The following is a 17709-nucleotide window of genomic DNA, read 5'->3' as shown; positions in this document are numbered from 1 at the left end:
CGAGGGAGGACGGCATGGACGGGACAGCGACGAAGGACACGACGGGGCGGCACCGGGTGCGCGCCGCTGCGCTCGGCGCCGCCGCGGCCCTGGCGGCGGTCGTCGCGGCATACGTCGCGTGGCACGGCATGCTCGGGGAGCTCCACCGCCTGGACCACCGCAGCACGGTGCGCACCCTCGACGCCCTGCCGGTGCTGCTGTGGGCGGCACTGGTGCTGGCTCTGCTGTGGGCGGCGCTGCTGGTCGCGCTGGCGGCCGGCACCGTGCTGCGCGGCGCGACCGGCTCCGCCGGCGAGGCGGCGTGTTCGGGGCCGCCGGCGGGCGGCCGCGCCGGTGGCCTGGTGGCCCGGGTGGCCGGCGTTCTGCTCGCACTGACCACGCTGTCCGGCCTGTCCGCCGCGGCACCCGCGCTGGCTGCCACGACACCGACGACGGCCACAGCCTCCGTGCAGGTGCCGCCGGCAGCACCCACCGTCCAGCACGCCGGCGTCGTCGCAGGCGGCGGTCCGTGCGCGGAGCCGGAGGTGCCGGCACCGGTCTGGGTGCCGGACAAGCCGGCCCGCACCGACCAACTGGCCCGCGACTGCGCACCTCTGGTCACCGGGCGCCCGGTCGCCGACGACTCGGGTGAGGTCGTCGTCCATCGCGGGGACACGCTCTGGTCGATCGCCGCCGCGCAGCTCGGACCTCACGCGGACGCTCGGGCGATCGCCGCCGAGTGGCCCCGCTGGTATGCCGCCAACCGCGACACCATCGGCGACGACCCCGACCTGCTGCAGATCGGCACCCGCCTGCAACGGCCGCAGCCCGCACTGGAAGGAAGCGACCGATGAGCCTCGCCGCCACCGGGCCGCTGCACCTGTCCCCCGCCTCCGGATGGCAGCCGCCCGCGCTGGACGAATGCGCGGTCGACACGCTGTACGACGACGTCGTCGCGGCGTCGCGCAACCGGCATCGCAGCTACTCGCAGCCGGCCCTGCGGGTGGTGCTGGGCGCCGGGGACACCGACCCGCAGTTCGGTCCGCAGGCCACCCGCAGTCAGTCGCTGCCCGAGCCGGGCGCCTGGCTGCAGCGGATGGCCGGCGCCCTGCTGGAATGCATGACGGGCGTGCGCTCACCCGCTCAGATCGCGCGCTGGGTCAGCCCGCTGATCTACGAACGTGTCAACGCCCGCTCGGTGATCGCCAAGCGACGCGGCGCGCGACCGCTGCACCGGTCCCTGGTCCGCCGGGTGCACCTGTGCGAGCCGGACGACGGGGTCGTCGAGGCCAGCGTGGTGGTGCAGCACGACGGCCGGGTGCGCGCCATGGCGGTGCGCATGGTCGGCGTCGACGGCCGCTGGATGGTCACGGCGATGGAGCTGGGCTGACGGCGACTGCCTCAGCTGCTGGACTTGGCCTTCGCCTTGCCGGACTTCTTCTTCGCCTTCTTCTTGGCGCGACGCTGGGCGCGGGGCAGCTTCGAGTCGTCCTCGCCGACCACCCGGCCGTCGTCGTCGACCTCGTGCGCGGTGGCCGTCCCGTCCTCACCCGGTGCGGAGAAGGTCATCTTCTCCTTCGGCGCGGGCAGCGACGCCGCGATCTCCTCGGGGTCGACCTGCACGTGGAACAGGTGCTGGACCGACTCCTCCTTGATCGCGTCGTTCATGGCGCCGAAGAGCGCGAAACCCTCGCGCTGGTATTCCACCAGCGGGTCACGCTGGGCGTACTGCCGCAGGTGGATGCCCTCCTTGAGATAGTCCATCTCGTAAAGGTGCTCGCGCCACTTGCGGTCCAGGACCGTCAGGACGACGCGACGCTCGACCTCACGGCTGACCCGCTCGCCCAGGTCCTTCTCCCGGGCGTCATACGCGTGCTGGGCGTCCGAACGCAGCTCTTCGGCCAGCAGATCGGCCTGCAGGCCGGCGCGGCCGCCGACCTCCTCCTCGATCTCGGCCTCGGTGATCGAGACCGGGTAGAGCTCACGCAACGCCTCCCACAGCTTGTCGAGGTCCCAGTCGTCGGAGAATCCCTCGGCGGTCGCCCCGTCGACATACGCATCGACGGTGTCGTTGATGAAGTGGCGCACCTGGGTCTCCAGGTCCTCGCCCTCCAGGACCTTGCGGCGTTCGCCGTAGATGACCTCGCGCTGGCGGTTCAGGACGTCGTCGTACTTCAGGACGTTCTTGCGGATCTCGAAGTTCTGGGCCTCGACCTGGCTCTGCGCGCTGGCGATCGAGCGGCTGACCATCTTGGACTCGATCGGGACCTCGTCCTCGATCTTGGCGGTCTGCATGAAGCGGTCCACCATCGCGGCGTTGAACAGCCGCATCAGGTCGTCCTGCAGCGACAGGTAGAACCGGCTCTCGCCCGGGTCGCCCTGGCGCCCGGCGCGACCGCGCAACTGGTTGTCAATGCGGCGGGACTCGTGCCGCTCGGTGCCGAGGACGTAGAGGCCACCGAGTTCGACGACCTCCTCGTGCTGCTTGGCGACGGCCTTCTCGGCCTTGGCCAGCGCGTCGTCCCAGGCGTCTTCGTACTCGTCCGGGGTCTCCTCGGGCGACAGACCCTTGCGCTTCAGCGCCGCCATCGCGATGAACTCGGGGTTGCCACCGAGCATGATGTCGGTGCCGCGGCCGGCCATGTTGGTCGACACGGTGACCGCACCCTTGCGACCGGCCTGCGCGACGATCGCGGCCTCGCTCTCGTTGTGCTTGGCGTTGAGCACCTCGTGCGGGACGCCCTTGCGGCGCAGCTGCTCGGAGAGGTATTCGCTCTTCTCCACGCTGGTGGTGCCGACCAGCACCGGCTGACCTTCCTTGTGCCGGTCCACGATGTCGTCGACGACCGCCTTGAACTTCGCCTTCTCGGTGCGGTAGATCAGGTCCGGCTGGTCCTTACGGATCATCGGCTTGTTGGTCGGGATCGTCACGACGCCCAGCTTGTAGATCTGGTAGAGCTCCGCGGCCTCGGTCTGGGCGGTGCCCGTCATACCGGAGAGCTTGTCGTACATGCGGAAGTAGTTCTGCAGGGTCACCGTCGCGAGCGTCTGGTTCTCGTTCTGGATCTCGACGCCTTCCTTGGCCTCGATCGCCTGGTGCATGCCCTCGTTGTAGCGCCGGCCGGCGAGCATACGACCGGTGTGTTCGTCGACGATGAGGATCTCGCCGTTCATCACGACGTAGTCCTTGTCCTTCTTGAACAGCTCCTTGGCCTTGATGGCGTTGTTCAGGTAGCCGATCAGCGGGGTGTTCTCCGCCTGGTAGAGGTTGTCGATGCCCAGCAGATCCTCGACGATCTCGATGCCGGACTCCAGCAGGCCGACGGTCTTCTTCTTCTCGTCGACCTCGTAGTCGCCGTCGCCGGGCAGGGAGTTCTCCTTCTTCGGCGAGCGCTTCAGGTGGGTGACGATCTTGGCGAACTCGACGTACCAGCGGGTCGCCTCGTCGGCCGGGCCGCTGATGATCAGCGGGGTGCGGGCCTCGTCGATGAGGATGGAGTCGACCTCGTCGACGATGGCGTAGTGGTGGCCGCGCTGCACCAGCTCGGCGTCCGACCACGCCATGTTGTCGCGCAGGTAGTCGAAGCCGAACTCGTTGTTGGTGCCGTAGGTGATGTCCTTGGCGTATTCGACGCGGCGCTCGTCCGGGGTCATCGACGCCAGAATGCACCCGGTCTCCAGCCCGAGCGCCCGGTGCACCCGGCCCATCTGCTCGGCCTGCGTCTCGGCCAGGTAGTCGTTGGTGGTGATGACGTGCACACCCTTGCCGGTCAATGCGTTCAGGTATGACGGCAGGGTCGCCACCAGCGTCTTGCCCTCACCGGTGCGCATCTCGGCCACGTTGCCGAGGTGCAGCGCCGCACCACCGGCCAGCTGCACGTCGAAGTGCCGCTTGCCGAGCGTCCGCTTGCTGGCCTCGCGCACCGCCGCGAACGCCTCCGGCAGCAGGTCGTCCAAGGTCTCACCATCGGCCAGCCGCTTCTTGAACTTGTCCGTCTCCTCGCGCAGCTCCGCGTCGGTCAGCGCCGCGAAGTCGTCCTCCAGCAGATTGACCTGCGCGGCATACGCCTGCAGCTTCTTGAGGGTGCGGCCCTCGCCGGCACGCAGAACCTTCTCGACAACCTTCGGCACGAAAACTCCAGATCAGCTTGACGGCGCTGCGGCCGTCATGACGTGTGGACAGACTCACCCATGCTAATGGTCGGGACCGGGTGATGGGTTCCCGTGTCGGAGCATGTGGTTTGCTGCGCGTCATGGCGGTCTTCCCCGATGACGTCCCGGAGCTCAGCGACGGCGTCGTGACCCTGCGCGCACACCGTGAGTCGGACCTGCCGCGCATCGTGGAGTTCGCGAACGACCCGCGCAGCCGGGCGGGGGTGCCGCTGCCGGCGCCATACGGGATGGACCAGGCGCGGGAGTTCTTCGACACGGTGCGCACCACCTGGGAGGCCGGCACCCGGCAGGGCGCCTGGGCGATCGAGGTCAACGGCCGCTGGGCCGGTTCGATCAACCTGCATCCGCGCGCCGACCGCACCACCGAGATCGGCTACGGCGTGCATCCGGACGTGCGCGGCCGCGGCGTCACCACCGCGGCGGCACGCCTCCTGGTGACGCACGCGTTCGACACGCTCGGGATGCGCACCATTGTATGGCGCGCCGCCCGCGGCAACTGGGCCTCGCGCCGGGTGGCGTGGGCGCTCGGCTTCACCGTCGACGGCAGCTGGCCGGGCACCCACCCGGGGCCCGACGGCACGGTGGTCGGCACCTGGTTCGGCCATCTGCACGCCGCCGATCCGCTGGAGCCGCAGCTGCCCTGGCGTGCGCCGGCGCCGTTGGCGGGATCCGGTGTGCGGTTGCGCGCGTGGCGCCCGGACGACCGGCCCGCGGAGCCGCAGGACGAGGCGCTGGCGCACTTCCTGCTCGGCTCCGCGCCGGCCGCCGACGACTTCGCGGAGTGGTTGCTGACCCGGCGGGAGCGGATGGCGGCCGGTGAGGCGGTCGTCTGGTGCATCGCCGACGCGGCCACCGACCGCGCCCTCGGCGGCATCCAGCTCTTCCGGATGAACGTGCCGATGCTGCGCGGCAGCGCGATGCTGGCCTACTGGCTGCAGCCGACGGCCCGCGGCCGCGGCGTGATGCGCGAGGCCGTCGAACTCGTCGTCGCTCATGCGCTCGCGCCCGGTGATGCCGGAGGGCTCGGTCTGCGCCGGCTGGCGGCGTATGCCGACACGACCAATCTGGCGTCGCTGCGGGTGCTGCGCGGAGCCGGCTTCCGCCAGACCGGCATCGACCGGTCCACGATCACCTTCCCGGACGGCACGGTCGGTGACGAGTACTGCTTCGAGTTGCTCGCCTCTGACGACCGCGACGCCCAGCGCGCCACGGCGCTGCCGGTGCCGGTGCTGCACACCGACCGGTTGCGGCTGCGCGCCTGGTCCGACGGCGACGCGCCGGGGCAGGAACCGGTCCCGGACCCGCAGGCCGCCGGCGCCATGGGCGTCGAACCCCGGCCGCCGGCGGCCGCCTACGCCGAGTGGTTGGCGCAGGAACGCGCCGGCCGACTGGACGGCACCTCGCTCAGCTGGTGCATCGTCGATGCCGCGACCGACCGGCCGCTGGGGTCGATCGGCGTGCGTGGACTCGGCACCCCGTTGCGCAGCGGGACCGTCGGCTACTGGCTCTACGACCACGCACGCGGACGCGGCCTGGCCGGCGAAGCGCTCAAAGCCGTGGTGGCACATGCCTTCTCGCCGGACGGCCTCGACCTGCTGCGGCTCGATGCGGCCACCGTGGACGGCAACCACGCCTCCATGCTGACCCTCGCGGCGGCCGGCTTCCGCCAGTACGGCCAGGACCACGACTCGTTCACGACGTTCGACGGCACGACCACCGACACCGCCTACTTCGAACTGCTGGCGGTGGAGCACTCCCGACGCCCTGGGGATCCGGCGTGACGCCTCGGCCCGCCCTCGAACCGGTGGTCCTGGCGGCGGCCGACCTGCGGTTGCGCCCCTGGCGCGAGGACGACGCACGCTGGCTGGAGGAGCCCGACGCGGCCGGCGGGCTGATCGTGACCGACCTGCAGCCGGCACCTCACGAGTTCGCCGAGTGGTTGCGTGGGCGGCGCGATCGGATGGCAGCCGGTCAGGGCGTGTACTGGTGCGTCGCCGATGTCGGCACCGACAGTCCGCTCGGACACATCCAGGTGCACCACCTGGACGTCGACTTCACCCACGGCAACGGCGAACTCAGCTACTGGCTCTCTCCGCATGCGCGGGGCCGCGGCGTGATGGGGACGGCGATCGACCTGGTGCGGCGGCACGCCTTCGCGCCACGCACCGACGGGGGCCTCGGCCTGCGTCGCCTGCAGGCCGGCACGGACATCGCCAATCGTGCCTCGGCCCGGGTGTTGCGCCGCGCCGGTTTCCGGATGTGGGGCGTGGAGCGGTCGGTGCTGGCCCGCGACGACGAGCCGGGTCGCGACGCCCTCAACTGGGAACTGCTGGCGACCGACGACGTGGACGCCCAGCGGGTGTCGCCGGCCGTCATACCGACACTGGAGATCGACGGCCTGCGGCTGCGGCCGTGGCGCGACGCCGACGTCGCGTGGATGCCGGACGAGCCGGACGAGCTGGCCCGGCGTTATCTGCCCGCCGGGGCACAGCTCGGCAAGACGTCGTATGCCGCCTGGCTGGCCCGCCAGCGGCGGTTCGCCGACGAATCGCACTCGGTCTCCTGGTGCATCGCCGACGCGGGGAGCGACGCGGCCCTGGGTAGTGTCGCCATCTTCAACATCGGCGAGGCGACGGCCACCTCGGCGGAGGTCGGCTACTGGCTGCTGCCGGACGCGCGCGGCCGCGGAGTCCTGCCGCGCGCCCTGGAAGCGGTGGTGGCTCACTCGTTCGCGCCGCGCACGTCCGCAGGTCTGGGCCTCACCCGGCTGTATGCCGAGACGGACCTGGACAACCACGCCTCCCAGGCGCTGTTGCGCGGGGCGGGTTTCCGTCGCTGGGGCGAGGACCGGCAGGCCTACACGGCGGCGGACGGGCGGATCACCGACGGTGCGTACTTCGAACTGCTGGCGACCGATGACCGCGAGGCGCAGCGTGCGACGAAGCCGCCCGTGCTGGATTTTCCGGAGGTGCGGCTGCGTGGACTGCGTCGCGGTGATGCGGATGCGCTGGCGGCGACCTGGGCCGACCCGCAGGTGCGGCAGTGGCTGGCCGTGCCGCAGGAGGACCTGGGCGCCCGCGCCGGCGCCTACGTGGCCCGCAAGCGGTATGCCGACGCCGCGTCGCACGGGAGCTGGTGGGTGATCTGCGGCCCGGACGGCGACGAGTTCTGCGGGGTGATCGGGTTGCAGAACGTCGCCGACGGCAGCGCCGAGGTCGGCTACTGGCTGACCGCGACGGCCCGCGGGCACGGGCTGGCGACCCGGGCCCTGGAAGCGGTCTGCTCCTACGCCTTCATGCCTGCTGCGCGTGGCGGCCTCGGTTTGCGCCGCCTGTCGGCGGGTGTCGCGGCCGGCAACGAGGCGTCGGCCCGCGTCGCCCGGCGCTGCAGGTTCCAGCAGATCGGTCGGGCCCGCTCGGCCGAAGTGCTCGGCGACGGCAGCGTCGTGGACCTGCTGCTGTTCGACCGGCTCGCCGGCGACTGACCGGCGACTGACCGGCACGGGTCAGTCGGTCGGGTCGATGAGACCGCCGCGGACGGCATACATCGCGGCCTCCATGCGGCTGCGCAGCTGCAACTTGTCCAGGATGTTGCGGACGTGGTTCTTGACGGTGTTCTCGGCGATGAAGAGCTCGCCGGCGATCTTGCGGTTGGACCAGCCACGGGCCACCAGGCCGAGCACCTCGCGTTCGCGCTCGGTCAACTCCGCGACGGCCTCGTCCTCGTGCGTCGGTGCGCCGCGCACCAGCGCCGAGAACTTCGCGAAGAGCGTCGCGCCGAGCTCCGGTGCGAGCAGCGCGTTGCCGTCGGCGACCGTGCGGATGGCCTTCGGCAACTGGTCGGGCGCGATGTCCTTGAGCAGGTAACCGGTCGCGCCGGCCCGGACCGCCTCGACCAGGTCGGCGTCGTCGTCGGACGCGGTGAGCATCAGCACGTGGGTGCCCGGGAAGCGTTCCACCAGCTGCCGGCACACCCGCAGGCCGTTGCCGTCGGACAGGAAGATGTCCAGGACGACCACGTCGGGCGACGAGGACGCCGCGAGGTCCAGCGCCTCCACTGCGCTGCCGGTCTCCCCGACCACCACGATGTCGTCCTCGAGGTCGAGGATCATCCGCAGCCCGTGCCGGTAGATCGTGTAGTCCTCGACCAGCATCACGCGCACCGGCTCGGGACGCGCAGGAAGCGGGGCCGATGGTGCATCGGCCCCGCTTCGCGTGCGTGGAAGGTCAGTCACGTGTCGTCAGGTGCATGGTCATTGCGGTGCTCATGCGGTGCTTGCGGCCGGCGGCTCCTCCACGACGTCGAGCTGTATGACGCCGTAGGACCACCCACGACGACGATAGACCACAGACGGTTTGCCGGTTTCGGCGTCCTGGTAGAGGTAGAAGTCGTGGCCGACGAGCTCCATCTCGTTGAGCGCCTGGTCGACGCCCATCGGTGCGCTCGCGTGGACCTTCTCCCGCAGCTGGATCGGGCAGTCCTCGTCGCCGCCGACCTTGGCGATGTGCGCGGGCAGCGGCTTGTCCTCCACCGCTGCGTCGCTGACCGGCACGGTGAGTGTCGAGGTCGCGTCGTGGACGGAGGTGGGTTGCTTGCGGCCGCGGTGCACCCGCCGCTTGTCGCTGGTGCGGCGCAGGCGCTCGCCGAGCCGTGTCATCGCGACGTCGAGCGCGCCGTAGACGTCGTCCGCGCACGCCTCCGCACGGATCACCGACCTCTTGGCGTGACAGGTGATCTCTATGCGTTCCGCTTCCTTGGCCTGCCGTGGATTGGCCTCGTGCGTGACCACGACGTCGCACCGACTGACCCGCGGGTCGAGCTGAGGAACCTTGCTCAGCTTCTCTTCGATGTGCCGACGAAAACGCTCGGGGACCGTGACATGACGTCCGGTAACGGTGATCTCCATGGTGCACTCCTGGTGTCGACTGCAGTCGGTGAGGCGGGTCGGCATCCCTTAGCGGCCGGTCGGACACCTCCTCCGGGAGGGCGGGCGGAGCACCGTGACGCGGTGTGTCGATCGCACGAAGTGCTCCATGCACCGACGTTAAACCACCGGACCCACACCCGTAAATGGCCCGTCAGGGGGACACCCTGCCGGCACCGCGGCGCTCGCGCCGACATGCCGCTGGGTGGCGGCGACGGTCGCGGCCAGGACGTGCTCCGCTCCCCCGTCGACGAGGGCGGCACGGGCCTCGGCGAGCGACGAACCGGTGGTGACGATGTCGTCGATCACCACGCAAACCCGGCCCGGGACGAGGCGACGGCCCGCGACCGACAGCCGCATCGCACCGCTGATGTTGCGGGTGCGTTCCACCGCGCTCAGCCCGGCCTGGTCGCGTCCGGTGCGCGCCACCCGCAGCACCCGACGCAGCGCCAGCGGGGGCAGCCGGGCCAGGGCTCGACGCCCCAGCTCGAGCGTGGGCTCCCGGCCTCGCGCCCGGGTCGAGGACGCCCGGCTCGGCATCGGCACCACGAGCAGGCGCCGCCCGGCCCGCAGGGCCCGGGCGGCGCCATCATCGTGGGCGACCGCAGCGGCGAACGCGGAACGCAGCAGCAGCGCCAGCGGTGGCCCGACGTCGGCGCGGCCGGAGTCCTTGAAGGCGCGAAGCAATGCGGCGACGACTCCGTCATACGGGACCTGGGACCAGGTGGCGGGGAACCCGGGCGGCCATGGCCTGGGCCGGGCGACGAACGCCGGCTCGGCGAGCGCATCGGCCAGTGCGGCACGACACCGCCGGCACAGCGCGACACCGGAGGCGTCACAGCCGGCACAGGACCGTGGCAGCGCCAGGTCGCCGATCGCGTGCAACGCGGCGCGACAGTCGGAGCTGCGCAGGGCGGCCGGTGGAGCGAACACCGGACCATCGTGCGCCAGGTCCCGGTCGGGTCGCCCTACGGGACCGGCCGGCGGTGGACGGAGCGTGCCGCCGGGCGGGGATGTGGACGGCGGCGCGACCGGACCTCAGGTGCCGGAGGCGATCATCGCCGTGACACCGGGCACCTTCTGCCAGCTGGCGCCCACCCGCGTCAGCACCGTGTCGGCGTCGGTCTCGACGTACAGCGAGCTGGCGCCGCCACCGGTGGCCACCAGTTGCTCGCCTCCGGGCGTCTCGCCCAGGTCGCTGCTCAACCCGCCGATCGGCACGCTCAGCGGCTGTACGGTGCCGGACTGGTCGTCGCGGCACAGCACCGCCAGGGTCGCGTAGTCGATCCAGCCGACGTCGAGCACGTCGGTGACGCTGGGCGCGACCCGCAGCGGGGTGGTCAGCGACTGCGCGTGCCCGTTCCTGCCACGCACGACCCCGGCGACGTAGACCTGATCGGCGCCCTTCGGGGTCCGCACGGCCACGGCGATGCGCTCCCCGTCCGGCGACAACCGGATGGCGATGATCCGCTTGTCGCGCAGCCACGAGGCCTCGACCGGTTGCGGCTGGGCGTCCGCGACCGGTAGCTCGGTGTCGACGACCCACAGCGTGCCGTAGGCCGACTTGCCGCCGGAATCCTTCGGAGTGGACCGGCCGGCGACCCACAGCTCGTTGACCGCGTCGCCGGAGTCGGAGCGGGTGGAGGAGAAGCTCGGGGCGACCAGGTCGGTGCCGAAACCGCTGATCCGGCTCAGGTGGCCGTTCACCCAGCGGCCCAGGACGGCGTTGGCTCCGTCGATCGCCGCGACCTGTTTCCCGTCACCCGAGACGGCCAGGCGGTACCAGTTGCGGTTGATCGTGGGCAGCGTCGGCCGGTCCTTGACGCCGCCCTTGTTACGCAGGTCCACCCCGGGGTTGCCGCTGTCCATCCACTGCAGCTGGGTGGGACTGGTGCGGCCGACCAGCTGAGCCGGGTTGCCGCTGACGGCGGTGTAGCCGAAGTCCGCGGGCGTGTTGGGACTGTCGGGCAGTTGGGGTGTCTGCAGCCTGGCACCGTCGACCAGCACGACCACCCGCCGCACCTCACTGACCTGTCCCAGGGTGGCCAGCATGCTGGCCCACAAGGCGGTTCGCTGTGCGGGGGTGGCGGACAGCACCTCCTCGCTGACGTTCACCGAGGCGACGCCGTCGTTGTCGATGGACACCGACGATCCGGTCAGCTCACTGCCCCGCGGCAGCGCCGGGAGGGTCATACCGTTCATCCAGGCGGGGGCACCGCGCACCACGGCGGCGGCCAGCGAGCTGACCAGCCCGGTCTGGGTGTACCACTGGGTGTCGGGCACCAGCGTGTGACCGGTGGCGGCCGCGTAGTAGACCTCCTGCGGCTGGTAGATGCGTTTGAACTGCTCGACGTTCATCCACAGCCCGAAGTCCGCCGGCAGCGTGGAGATCCGCCATTCGCCGTCGACCTTGCTCAGCCCGAACTCCGCGGTGGTCGTCGCGCCCTCGGGTCGCTCGGTCAGGTGTGCTTCGGCGTCGAGGGAAGCGGCGCTCTCGGCGGTCGCGGTGATCGTGTTGCGGCCGCTGATCATCAGGTCGCGGGTGCCGGAGGTGACCGCGACGGTGCGCGGCGCCCATGCCCGGCTGGCGGTCTTGGTCAGGTATTCGCGGGCGCGCTCGTAGTTCTGGTTGGTGCCTGCCGTGGCGTCCAGGAACCCGCCGACGATGTCCTTCTGGCTCGCGCCGGGCGACGGTCCGGGGTATTCGATGTTGCCGATCGTCGGCGCCGCGTGGTTGTCGATCGCCTGGCCGGCGTGAACACTGCTGCTGGTGGGCAGCCCGCTGCAGCCGGCCATCGCGAGTGCGACCAGCAGCACCAGGGCGGCCAGCACCGGCCGATGGCGCGCGCCGGGCCCAGGCGCCGACCGCATCCCGGATCTCACGTGAACCTCCGCGAACCGTCCCCCGGCCGCGGCGCACCGGCCACCCGCGTGCCGATGGTCAGGCTGTTGCCGCTGGGCATGGCCAGGCCGATGCTGGAGTCGTCGGGTGCGAGGGTGACCGGCGACCGGCCGATCGGCTGCCCGGCGTGCACGGGCAGCGTCAGCCGGAAGCACGAGCCGTTGCCGACCTCGCCCCATGCCTGCAGCCAGCCGTCGTGCAACCGGGCGTCCTCCAGCGCGATCGACAGGCCCAGGCCGGTGCCGCCGGTGGTGCGCGCCCGCGCCGGGTCGGCCCGCCAGAAACGGTTGAAGACCTGCTCGGCGTCGCCGGGCCGCAGCCCGACGCCGTAGTCACGGACCGCCACCGCGACCGCTGTGGGATTGGCGCCGACGGTGATGTCGACGGGCTTGTGTTCGGCGTGCTCGATGGCGTTGGTGACCAGGTTGCGCACGACGCGCTCGATGCGCCGGGCGTCCATCGGCGCCACCGCCGCACGCCGGGAGTGCACGCGCAGCTTGACCCCTTGCGCCTCCGCGAGCGGCTCACAGGCGTCGACCACCCGGCCGACGATGTCCCGCAGGTCGATCTGCTCGGTGCCGGCGGCGGTCGCGCCGGCGTCGAACCGGCTGATCTCCAGCAGGTCGGTCAGCAACGACTCGAAACGGTCGAGCTCGCGGCTGAGCAACTCGGCGGACCGGGCGACCGGCGCCGCGAAGTCGGCCCGGCTGGCGTGGATCATGTCGACCGCCATCCGGATGGTGGTCAACGGGGTGCGGAGTTCGTGGGAGACGTCGGAGGTGAAGCGTTGCTGCAGCTTGGACAGGTCCTCCAGCTGGCGGATCTGTCGTTGCAGACTGTCCGCCATCGCGTTGAACGACGTCGCCAACCGGGCCAGGTCGTCCTCGCCGCTGACCTGCATGCGCTCGTTGAGGGCGCCGGCGGTCAACCGCTCCGAGACGTGCGCTGCGTCCCGCACCGGGGTGACGACCATCCGGGTGACCAGGTAGGCGATCCCGGCCAGCAGCAGGATCAGCGCCAGCCCGCCGAGCAGGAACGACGTGCGCACGATGCCGAGCATCTGCGACTCGGCGGTCATCGGCGCGATCAGGAAGTAGTCGTAGTTGCCGGCGTTGGGTATGGCGATCCGGGCGCCCACCACGACCGCCGGCACCTTGCGACCGTCGACCCGCATCGAGCCGATCTGCAGCTGGGCGTGTGCCGGGTCCTTCTGCACGGCGGCACGCAGCGCGTCCGGGATGAGCTTCTCGTCGCCCTGCTGGGTGGAGATGGTGCCCAGCGGCTGGAAGGTGTTGCCGGGCGCCCGCACGATCACCACGCGGACGTTCTGGTCCCCCACCTTGGTGCCGGCGCTGGAGGCCAGCTGCTGCGCGATCGCACGCAGCGAGGAGATGTCGGTGCGCGGTGCGTTGTTGAACTGGCTCTGCGCGTCGCTGCGCTGGTTGAGCGCCTCGTGCTCGGCGATGTTGGTGGCCCGCGACGCCAGCCCGCTGGCGATCCGCTGATACATGTAGGTGCCCAGCCCGAGGGCGACGAACGTGCCCAGGAACACCGTGATGGTGACGACCCGGAAGTGCAGCGAGCGCCGCCAGAGGCGAGCGATCGCAGCGCCGCCCCGGACGGCGAGGCGTTCGGTGCGGCGCCAGATCTGCTCGATCGAACCGTGCAACGAGTGCTCCGTCAGGCCGGTCCGGCTTTGTACCCGACGCCGCGCACGGTGAGCACGATCTCGGGGTTCTCCGGGTCCTTCTCGACCTTGGAGCGCAGGCGCTGCACGTGCACGTTGACCAGGCGGGTGTCACCGGCGTGCCGGTAACCCCACACCTGCTCCAGCAGCGTCTCGCGGGAGAAGACCTGCCACGGCTTACGGGCCAGCGCGACCAGCAGGTCGAACTCCAGCGGCGTCAACAGGATCGGTTCACCGGCCCGCTGCACCGCATGGCCGGACACGTCGATGGACAGATCACCCAGGGTCAGTGCCTCCGACTCCACGTCGTCACCGCGGCGCAGCCGGGCACGCACCCGGGCGACCAGCTCCTGCGGCTTGAACGGTTTGGTGATGTAGTCGTCCGCTCCGGACTCCAGGCCCAGCACCACGTCGACGGTGTCGGTGCGGGCGGTCAGCATGACGATGGGGACGGTCGACTCGGCACGGATCTGGCGGCACACCTCCACACCGTCGATGCCTGGGAGCATCACGTCGAGCAGGACCATGTCCGGCTTGGCGTCGCGGAACGCCTCCAGCGCGTGGTCCCCGGTGGCGCAGAAGGTCACCTCCAGGCCTTCGCCCTGCAGGATGATGCCGAGCATCTCGGCCAGCGATGGGTCGTCGTCGACGACCAGAACGCGTCCGTTGGTCACGTGTATGGGTCCTTTCACGAGCAGAGCCGCACCCCCGGTGTCGGCGGCATGACGTCCAGCGTATGTCGTCAGCGGACCACCGGCCCGCACCGCCGCGGCCACAGTACGGTGGGATGTATGAGTACGTCGGTCGATCTCGCAGCTCTCGCCGAAACCATTGGCGGTTACGGCACCGCCTATGTATTGACCACCACCGACGCCCGCGTGCGGGCTGTTGCGGTCGACCCGGTCCTGGTGGACGGCGTCTTCCGACTGACCTGGAGCAAGCGGACCGCTGCCAACATCGCGGCCAACCCGGTGGTGACGCTGCTCTTCCCACCGCTGGAGCCGCACGGCTACTCCCTGATCGTGGATGGCTCCGCCGAGGACACCGGTGACGCCCTGCACGTGTCGCCGACCGCCGCGGTGCTGCACCGCCCCATGGCTCACGCGGACGGCGGCGCGGCGGACGAGGACTGCGCCGACGACTGCCGGCGCATCTGAGCGTCGCGAGCCGGGCGACAGGCAAGACCCGGCGACCGCACGACAAGCCGAGCCGGGCGACAGGCAAGGATCAGCCAACCGAACGAGAAGTCGAGCCGGGCGACAGGCAAGGATCAGCCAACCGCACGACAAGCGGACGCCCGACGGAGCGACGTAGACGAGTAATGGGCCAGGTCCCGCGAGCTCGCTCGCGGACCTGGCCCATTACTCGTCGGAGGAGCGGAGTCCAAAGACTCAGTAGCGGTACATCTCCGGCTTGTAGGGCCCGGCGACGTCGACACCGATGTATTCGGCCTGCTCCTTGGTGAGTTCGGTGAGCTGGGCGCCGAGTGCCGGCAGGTGCAGGCGGGCGACCTTCTCGTCGAGGTGCTTGGGCAGCACGTAGACCTGCTTGTCGTATTCGCCGGGCTTGGTGAACAGCTCGATCTGCGCGATGGTCTGGTTGGCGAACGAGTTGGACATGACGAAGCTCGGGTGGCCGGTGGCGTTGCCGAGGTTCATCAGCCGGCCCTCGGACAGCACGATGATGGAGTTGCCGCCCGGGAAGGTCCACTCGTGGACCTGAGGCTTGATCTCGGTCTTGGTGACACCGTCGACCTTGGCCAGCCCGGCCATGTCGATCTCGTTGTCGAAGTGTCCGATGTTGGAGACGATCGCCTTGTTCTTCATCTGCTGCATGTGCGCGGCGGTGATGATGTTGAAGTTGCCGGTGGTGGTGACGAAGATGTCCGCTTCGCCGACCACGTCGTCCAAGCGGGCGACCTGGAAGCCCTCCATGGCGGCCTGCAGGGCACAGATGGGGTCGATCTCGGTGACGATCACCCGGGCGCCCTGGCCGGCGAGTGCGGCGGCGCAGCCCTTGCCGACGTCGCCGTACCCGCAGACGACGGCCACCTTGCCGCCCACCAGGACGTCGGTGGCGCGGTTGAGCCCGTCGAGCACGGAGTGGCGGCAGCCGTATTTGTTGTCGAACTTGCTCTTGGTGACCGAGTCGTTGACGTTGATCGCCGGGAAGAGCAGTTCGCCGGCCTTGGCGAGTTCGTAGAGGCGGTGGACGCCGGTGGTGGTCTCCTCGGTGACGCCCTTGACCTGGGCGGCGACCTTGGTCCACTTCTGCGGGTCCTGCTCGAGGGTGCGGCGCACCAGTGTCTTGAAGACCTGGAACTCCTCGGCGTCGGCGTCGGTCGTGGGCGGGACCTGACCGGCGCCTTCCCACTCCTTGCCCTTGTGGACGAGCATGGTGGCGTCGCCGCCGTCGTCGAGGATCATGTTGGGGCCGTCGCCCTCGGGCCAGGTCAGCGCCAGGTCGGTGCAGTCCCAGTACTCCTCGAGCGTCTCGCCCTTCCAGGCGAAGACTGGGACGCCCTGGGGGTCGTCCGCGGTGCCGTGGGGACCGACGACGACAGCGGCCGCGGCCTCGTCCTGGGTGGAGTAGATGTTGCACGAGGCCCAGCGCACCTGCGCGCCGAGCGCGGTGAGGGTCTCGATGAGGACGGCCGTCTGCACGGTCATGTGCAGCGAGCCGGTGATCTTGGCGCCCTTGAGCGGCTGGCTGGCGGCATACTCCTCGCGGATCGCCATCAGGCCGGGCATCTCGTGCTCGGCCAGGCGGAGTTGGTGACGTCCTGCCTCGTGCAGGCTCAGATCCTTGACCTTGAAGTCGAACGACATGGGTGTCCGTTCCCCTTAATGGTTGCTGTCAACTGTCCGAGCCGGCGCGCCCCTCTGGGCTGCTATTGGCACAAGGGTCATCACCCACGCCGGTGCCGGCAGTCTACTCGCCGGCCGCCGGCGCGCCCACGTCGCGCAGGTGGTGGACGAGGTCGTGCAGGCAGTACCGCCCGAGGGTGAGCACGGTGAAGGTGGAGCCGCCCGCGCGGCGGCCGGTCCGTCGCCAGGCGTCGTCGGGCACCGTGTCGAACCGGGTGGCGAGGGTGTCGGCGGCGGGGCCGATCTCCGCGGCCACGGTCGACGGCGACTGTTCGGCATACGCGCCCTCGACCGCGGCGGCGTCCTGGTCCCAGTTGTCGAAGGGCGGGTCGTCGCGGTCCAGCATCAGCCGCAGCCGCCGATCGAACACCCGGCAGACGTCGCGCACGTGGGCGCCGTATTCCAGGTCGGACCAGACACCGGGTCGGTTGCGTCGGGCCGCGCCGGGTCGCCGCAGCACCTCGGGCCACGGCTCGACCGCTTGCAGGATCCGCGCACCGAGTGCCGCACCGGGTATGGCGCCCGCCTCGAATCCACATTCAGGACAAGGGCGTTCGAGTACCCACGTCCAGTCCTTGCTATCGGGGACGATCTCGTCAGTTGCCATGGGCGCTCCTTCGGGCGGTGGCAGGGATGATCGGGGCCAGGGCGAGATCGAGGCCGCGCTCGAAGGCGGCGCCGGCGCCGTGCACGTCGAGGCCGGCGGCGCGGCGATCCTGTTCGTCGCTGACCGAGCCGAGGACGTGGTGGGCGATCAGGTCGGTGGCGGCGGCGGTGTCGGCGGGGGTTTCGGTGAGCCGGCCGACCAGTCTCCGGAGGCGGACGAAGGCGGGCACGGAGTCCGGGTCGAGGGCGTAGCCGAGGGCGACGACCGCGGAGCCGTCCGGGACGGGCAGGACCGCTTCTCGGATCCCCCGGGCCAGGTGCCGGATGCCGGCGACCGGCTCGGCACCGGCTGCCGTGGTGACGTCGGCGAGCATGCGTTCGGCGACGCGGATCAGCAGGGTCTGCTTGTTGTCGACGTGCCAGTAGAGGGCGCCGGGCTGCACCTGGAGTTCCCGGGCGAGCCGGCGCATCGTCAGGTCGGCCAGGCCGTGTGCGCGCAGCAGTCCGACCGCGGCATCGATGACCTCGTCATGGGTCAACGGCATGGACTCGCACCTCCGGGTCGCGCGCG

General features: G+C 70.7%; 15 protein-coding genes. 5 read left to right on the top strand and 10 right to left on the bottom strand.

What is annotated here, in order from left to right:
* Positions 1–14 precede the first annotated feature (14 nt).
* Together ACYVBN_RS12960 and ACYVBN_RS12955 are read left to right on the top strand one after the other, a co-directional pair.
* Complete coding sequence (locus ACYVBN_RS12960; protein WP_460600894.1) at positions 15–833, top strand: LysM peptidoglycan-binding domain-containing protein; 819 nt, start codon at positions 15–17, stop codon at positions 831–833.
* Entirely contained in the window at positions 830–1369 is a 540-nt protein-coding gene (locus ACYVBN_RS12955) for an Rv3235 family protein (protein ID WP_460600893.1), read from the top strand. The genes ACYVBN_RS12960 and ACYVBN_RS12955 overlap by 4 nt, the downstream gene beginning before the upstream one ends.
* A gap of 11 nt (positions 1370–1380) precedes the next feature.
* Here ACYVBN_RS12955 and secA read toward each other — a convergent pair whose 3' ends face one another.
* Positions 1381–4110, bottom strand: coding sequence for a preprotein translocase subunit SecA (secA, locus tag ACYVBN_RS12950; RefSeq protein ID WP_440283591.1), 2730 nt, complete (start codon positions 4108–4110; stop codon positions 1381–1383).
* Positions 4111–4232: 122 nt separating this feature from the next.
* Here secA and ACYVBN_RS12945 point away from each other — a divergent pair, with 122 nt between their 5' ends.
* A complete protein-coding gene (locus ACYVBN_RS12945) occupies positions 4233–5933 on the top strand; it encodes a GNAT family N-acetyltransferase (protein ID WP_460600892.1) in 1701 nt (566 codons plus the stop codon).
* Positions 5930–7636 (top strand): GNAT family N-acetyltransferase, encoded by a 1707-nt coding sequence (locus tag ACYVBN_RS12940; RefSeq protein WP_460600891.1) that lies wholly within the window; start codon positions 5930–5932, stop codon positions 7634–7636. Before ACYVBN_RS12945 ends, ACYVBN_RS12940 begins: the two co-directional genes overlap by 4 nt.
* A gap of 21 nt (positions 7637–7657) precedes the next feature.
* Here the strand turns inward: ACYVBN_RS12940 and ACYVBN_RS12935 are convergent, their stop codons facing one another.
* The 6 genes from ACYVBN_RS12935 to mtrA all read right to left on the bottom strand — a co-directional run bounded on the left by ACYVBN_RS12935 (position 7658) and on the right by mtrA (position 14345).
* Positions 7658–8305, bottom strand: coding sequence for a transcriptional regulator (locus ACYVBN_RS12935; protein ID WP_460601170.1), 648 nt, complete (start codon positions 8303–8305; stop codon positions 7658–7660).
* Between the two features lie 111 nt (positions 8306–8416).
* Entirely contained in the window at positions 8417–9058 is a 642-nt protein-coding gene (gene hpf / locus ACYVBN_RS12930; protein WP_440283587.1) for a ribosome hibernation-promoting factor, HPF/YfiA family, read from the bottom strand.
* A gap of 138 nt (positions 9059–9196) precedes the next feature.
* Positions 9197–10009, bottom strand: coding sequence for a ComF family protein (locus ACYVBN_RS12925; protein ID WP_460600890.1), 813 nt, complete (start codon positions 10007–10009; stop codon positions 9197–9199).
* 105 nt (positions 10010–10114) lie between these two features.
* Entirely contained in the window at positions 10115–11959 is a 1845-nt protein-coding gene (locus ACYVBN_RS12920; protein WP_460600889.1) for a GerMN domain-containing protein, read from the bottom strand.
* The gene (mtrB, locus tag ACYVBN_RS12915) at positions 11956–13647 is read right to left on the bottom strand and encodes an MtrAB system histidine kinase MtrB (protein WP_440283584.1); all 1692 of its coding nucleotides are present in this window, start codon (positions 13645–13647) and stop codon (positions 11956–11958) included. The genes ACYVBN_RS12920 and mtrB overlap by 4 nt, the downstream gene beginning before the upstream one ends.
* An 11-nt stretch (positions 13648–13658) precedes the next feature.
* The gene (gene mtrA, locus ACYVBN_RS12910; protein ID WP_460601169.1) at positions 13659–14345 is read right to left on the bottom strand and encodes an MtrAB system response regulator MtrA; all 687 of its coding nucleotides are present in this window, start codon (positions 14343–14345) and stop codon (positions 13659–13661) included.
* A 111-nt stretch (positions 14346–14456) separates the two neighbouring features.
* Here mtrA and ACYVBN_RS12905 point away from each other — a divergent pair, with 111 nt between their 5' ends.
* Positions 14457–14822, top strand: coding sequence for a pyridoxamine 5'-phosphate oxidase (locus ACYVBN_RS12905; protein WP_440283583.1), 366 nt, complete (start codon positions 14457–14459; stop codon positions 14820–14822).
* Between the two features lie 234 nt (positions 14823–15056).
* Here ACYVBN_RS12905 and ahcY read toward each other — a convergent pair whose 3' ends face one another.
* The 3 genes from ahcY to ACYVBN_RS12890 form a co-directional block, all read right to left on the bottom strand.
* Positions 15057–16493, bottom strand: a complete 1437-nt coding sequence (gene ahcY, locus ACYVBN_RS12900) for an adenosylhomocysteinase (protein WP_460600888.1) — start codon at positions 16491–16493, stop codon at positions 15057–15059.
* Positions 16494–16596: 103 nt separating this feature from the next.
* Positions 16597–17139, bottom strand: coding sequence for a DinB family protein (locus ACYVBN_RS12895; RefSeq protein WP_460600887.1), 543 nt, complete (start codon positions 17137–17139; stop codon positions 16597–16599).
* Entirely contained in the window at positions 17129–17683 is a 555-nt protein-coding gene (locus tag ACYVBN_RS12890) for a TetR family transcriptional regulator (protein WP_460600886.1), read from the bottom strand. Before ACYVBN_RS12890 ends, ACYVBN_RS12895 begins: the two co-directional genes overlap by 11 nt.
* Positions 17684–17709: the final 26 nt, after the last annotated feature.

This window comes from Flexivirga lutea (assembly GCF_054778955.1).
The sequence above is the reverse complement of the archived record's forward strand: the minus strand, read 5'-3'. Positions and strand labels throughout refer to the sequence as shown.

What these genes read in the sequence shown, in the direction of transcription:
- ACYVBN_RS12960 (WP_460600894.1), top strand. Translation starts at nt 15, where the DNA reads ATGGACGGGACAGCGACGAAGGACACGACGGGGCGGCACCGGGTGCGC.
- ACYVBN_RS12955 (WP_460600893.1), top strand. Translation starts at nt 830, where the DNA reads ATGAGCCTCGCCGCCACCGGGCCGCTGCACCTGTCCCCCGCCTCCGGA.
- ACYVBN_RS12945 (WP_460600892.1), top strand. Translation starts at nt 4,233, where the DNA reads ATGGCGGTCTTCCCCGATGACGTCCCGGAGCTCAGCGACGGCGTCGTG.
- ACYVBN_RS12935 (WP_460601170.1), bottom strand. Translation starts at nt 8,305, where the DNA reads ATGCTGGTCGAGGACTACACGATCTACCGGCACGGGCTGCGGATGATC.
- hpf (WP_440283587.1), bottom strand. Translation starts at nt 9,058, where the DNA reads ATGGAGATCACCGTTACCGGACGTCATGTCACGGTCCCCGAGCGTTTT.
- ACYVBN_RS12905 (WP_440283583.1), top strand. Translation starts at nt 14,457, where the DNA reads ATGAGTACGTCGGTCGATCTCGCAGCTCTCGCCGAAACCATTGGCGGT.
- ahcY (WP_460600888.1), bottom strand. Translation starts at nt 16,493, where the DNA reads ATGTCGTTCGACTTCAAGGTCAAGGATCTGAGCCTGCACGAGGCAGGA.
- ACYVBN_RS12895 (WP_460600887.1), bottom strand. Translation starts at nt 17,139, where the DNA reads ATGGCAACTGACGAGATCGTCCCCGATAGCAAGGACTGGACGTGGGTA.
- ACYVBN_RS12890 (WP_460600886.1), bottom strand. Translation starts at nt 17,683, where the DNA reads ATGCCGTTGACCCATGACGAGGTCATCGATGCCGCGGTCGGACTGCTG.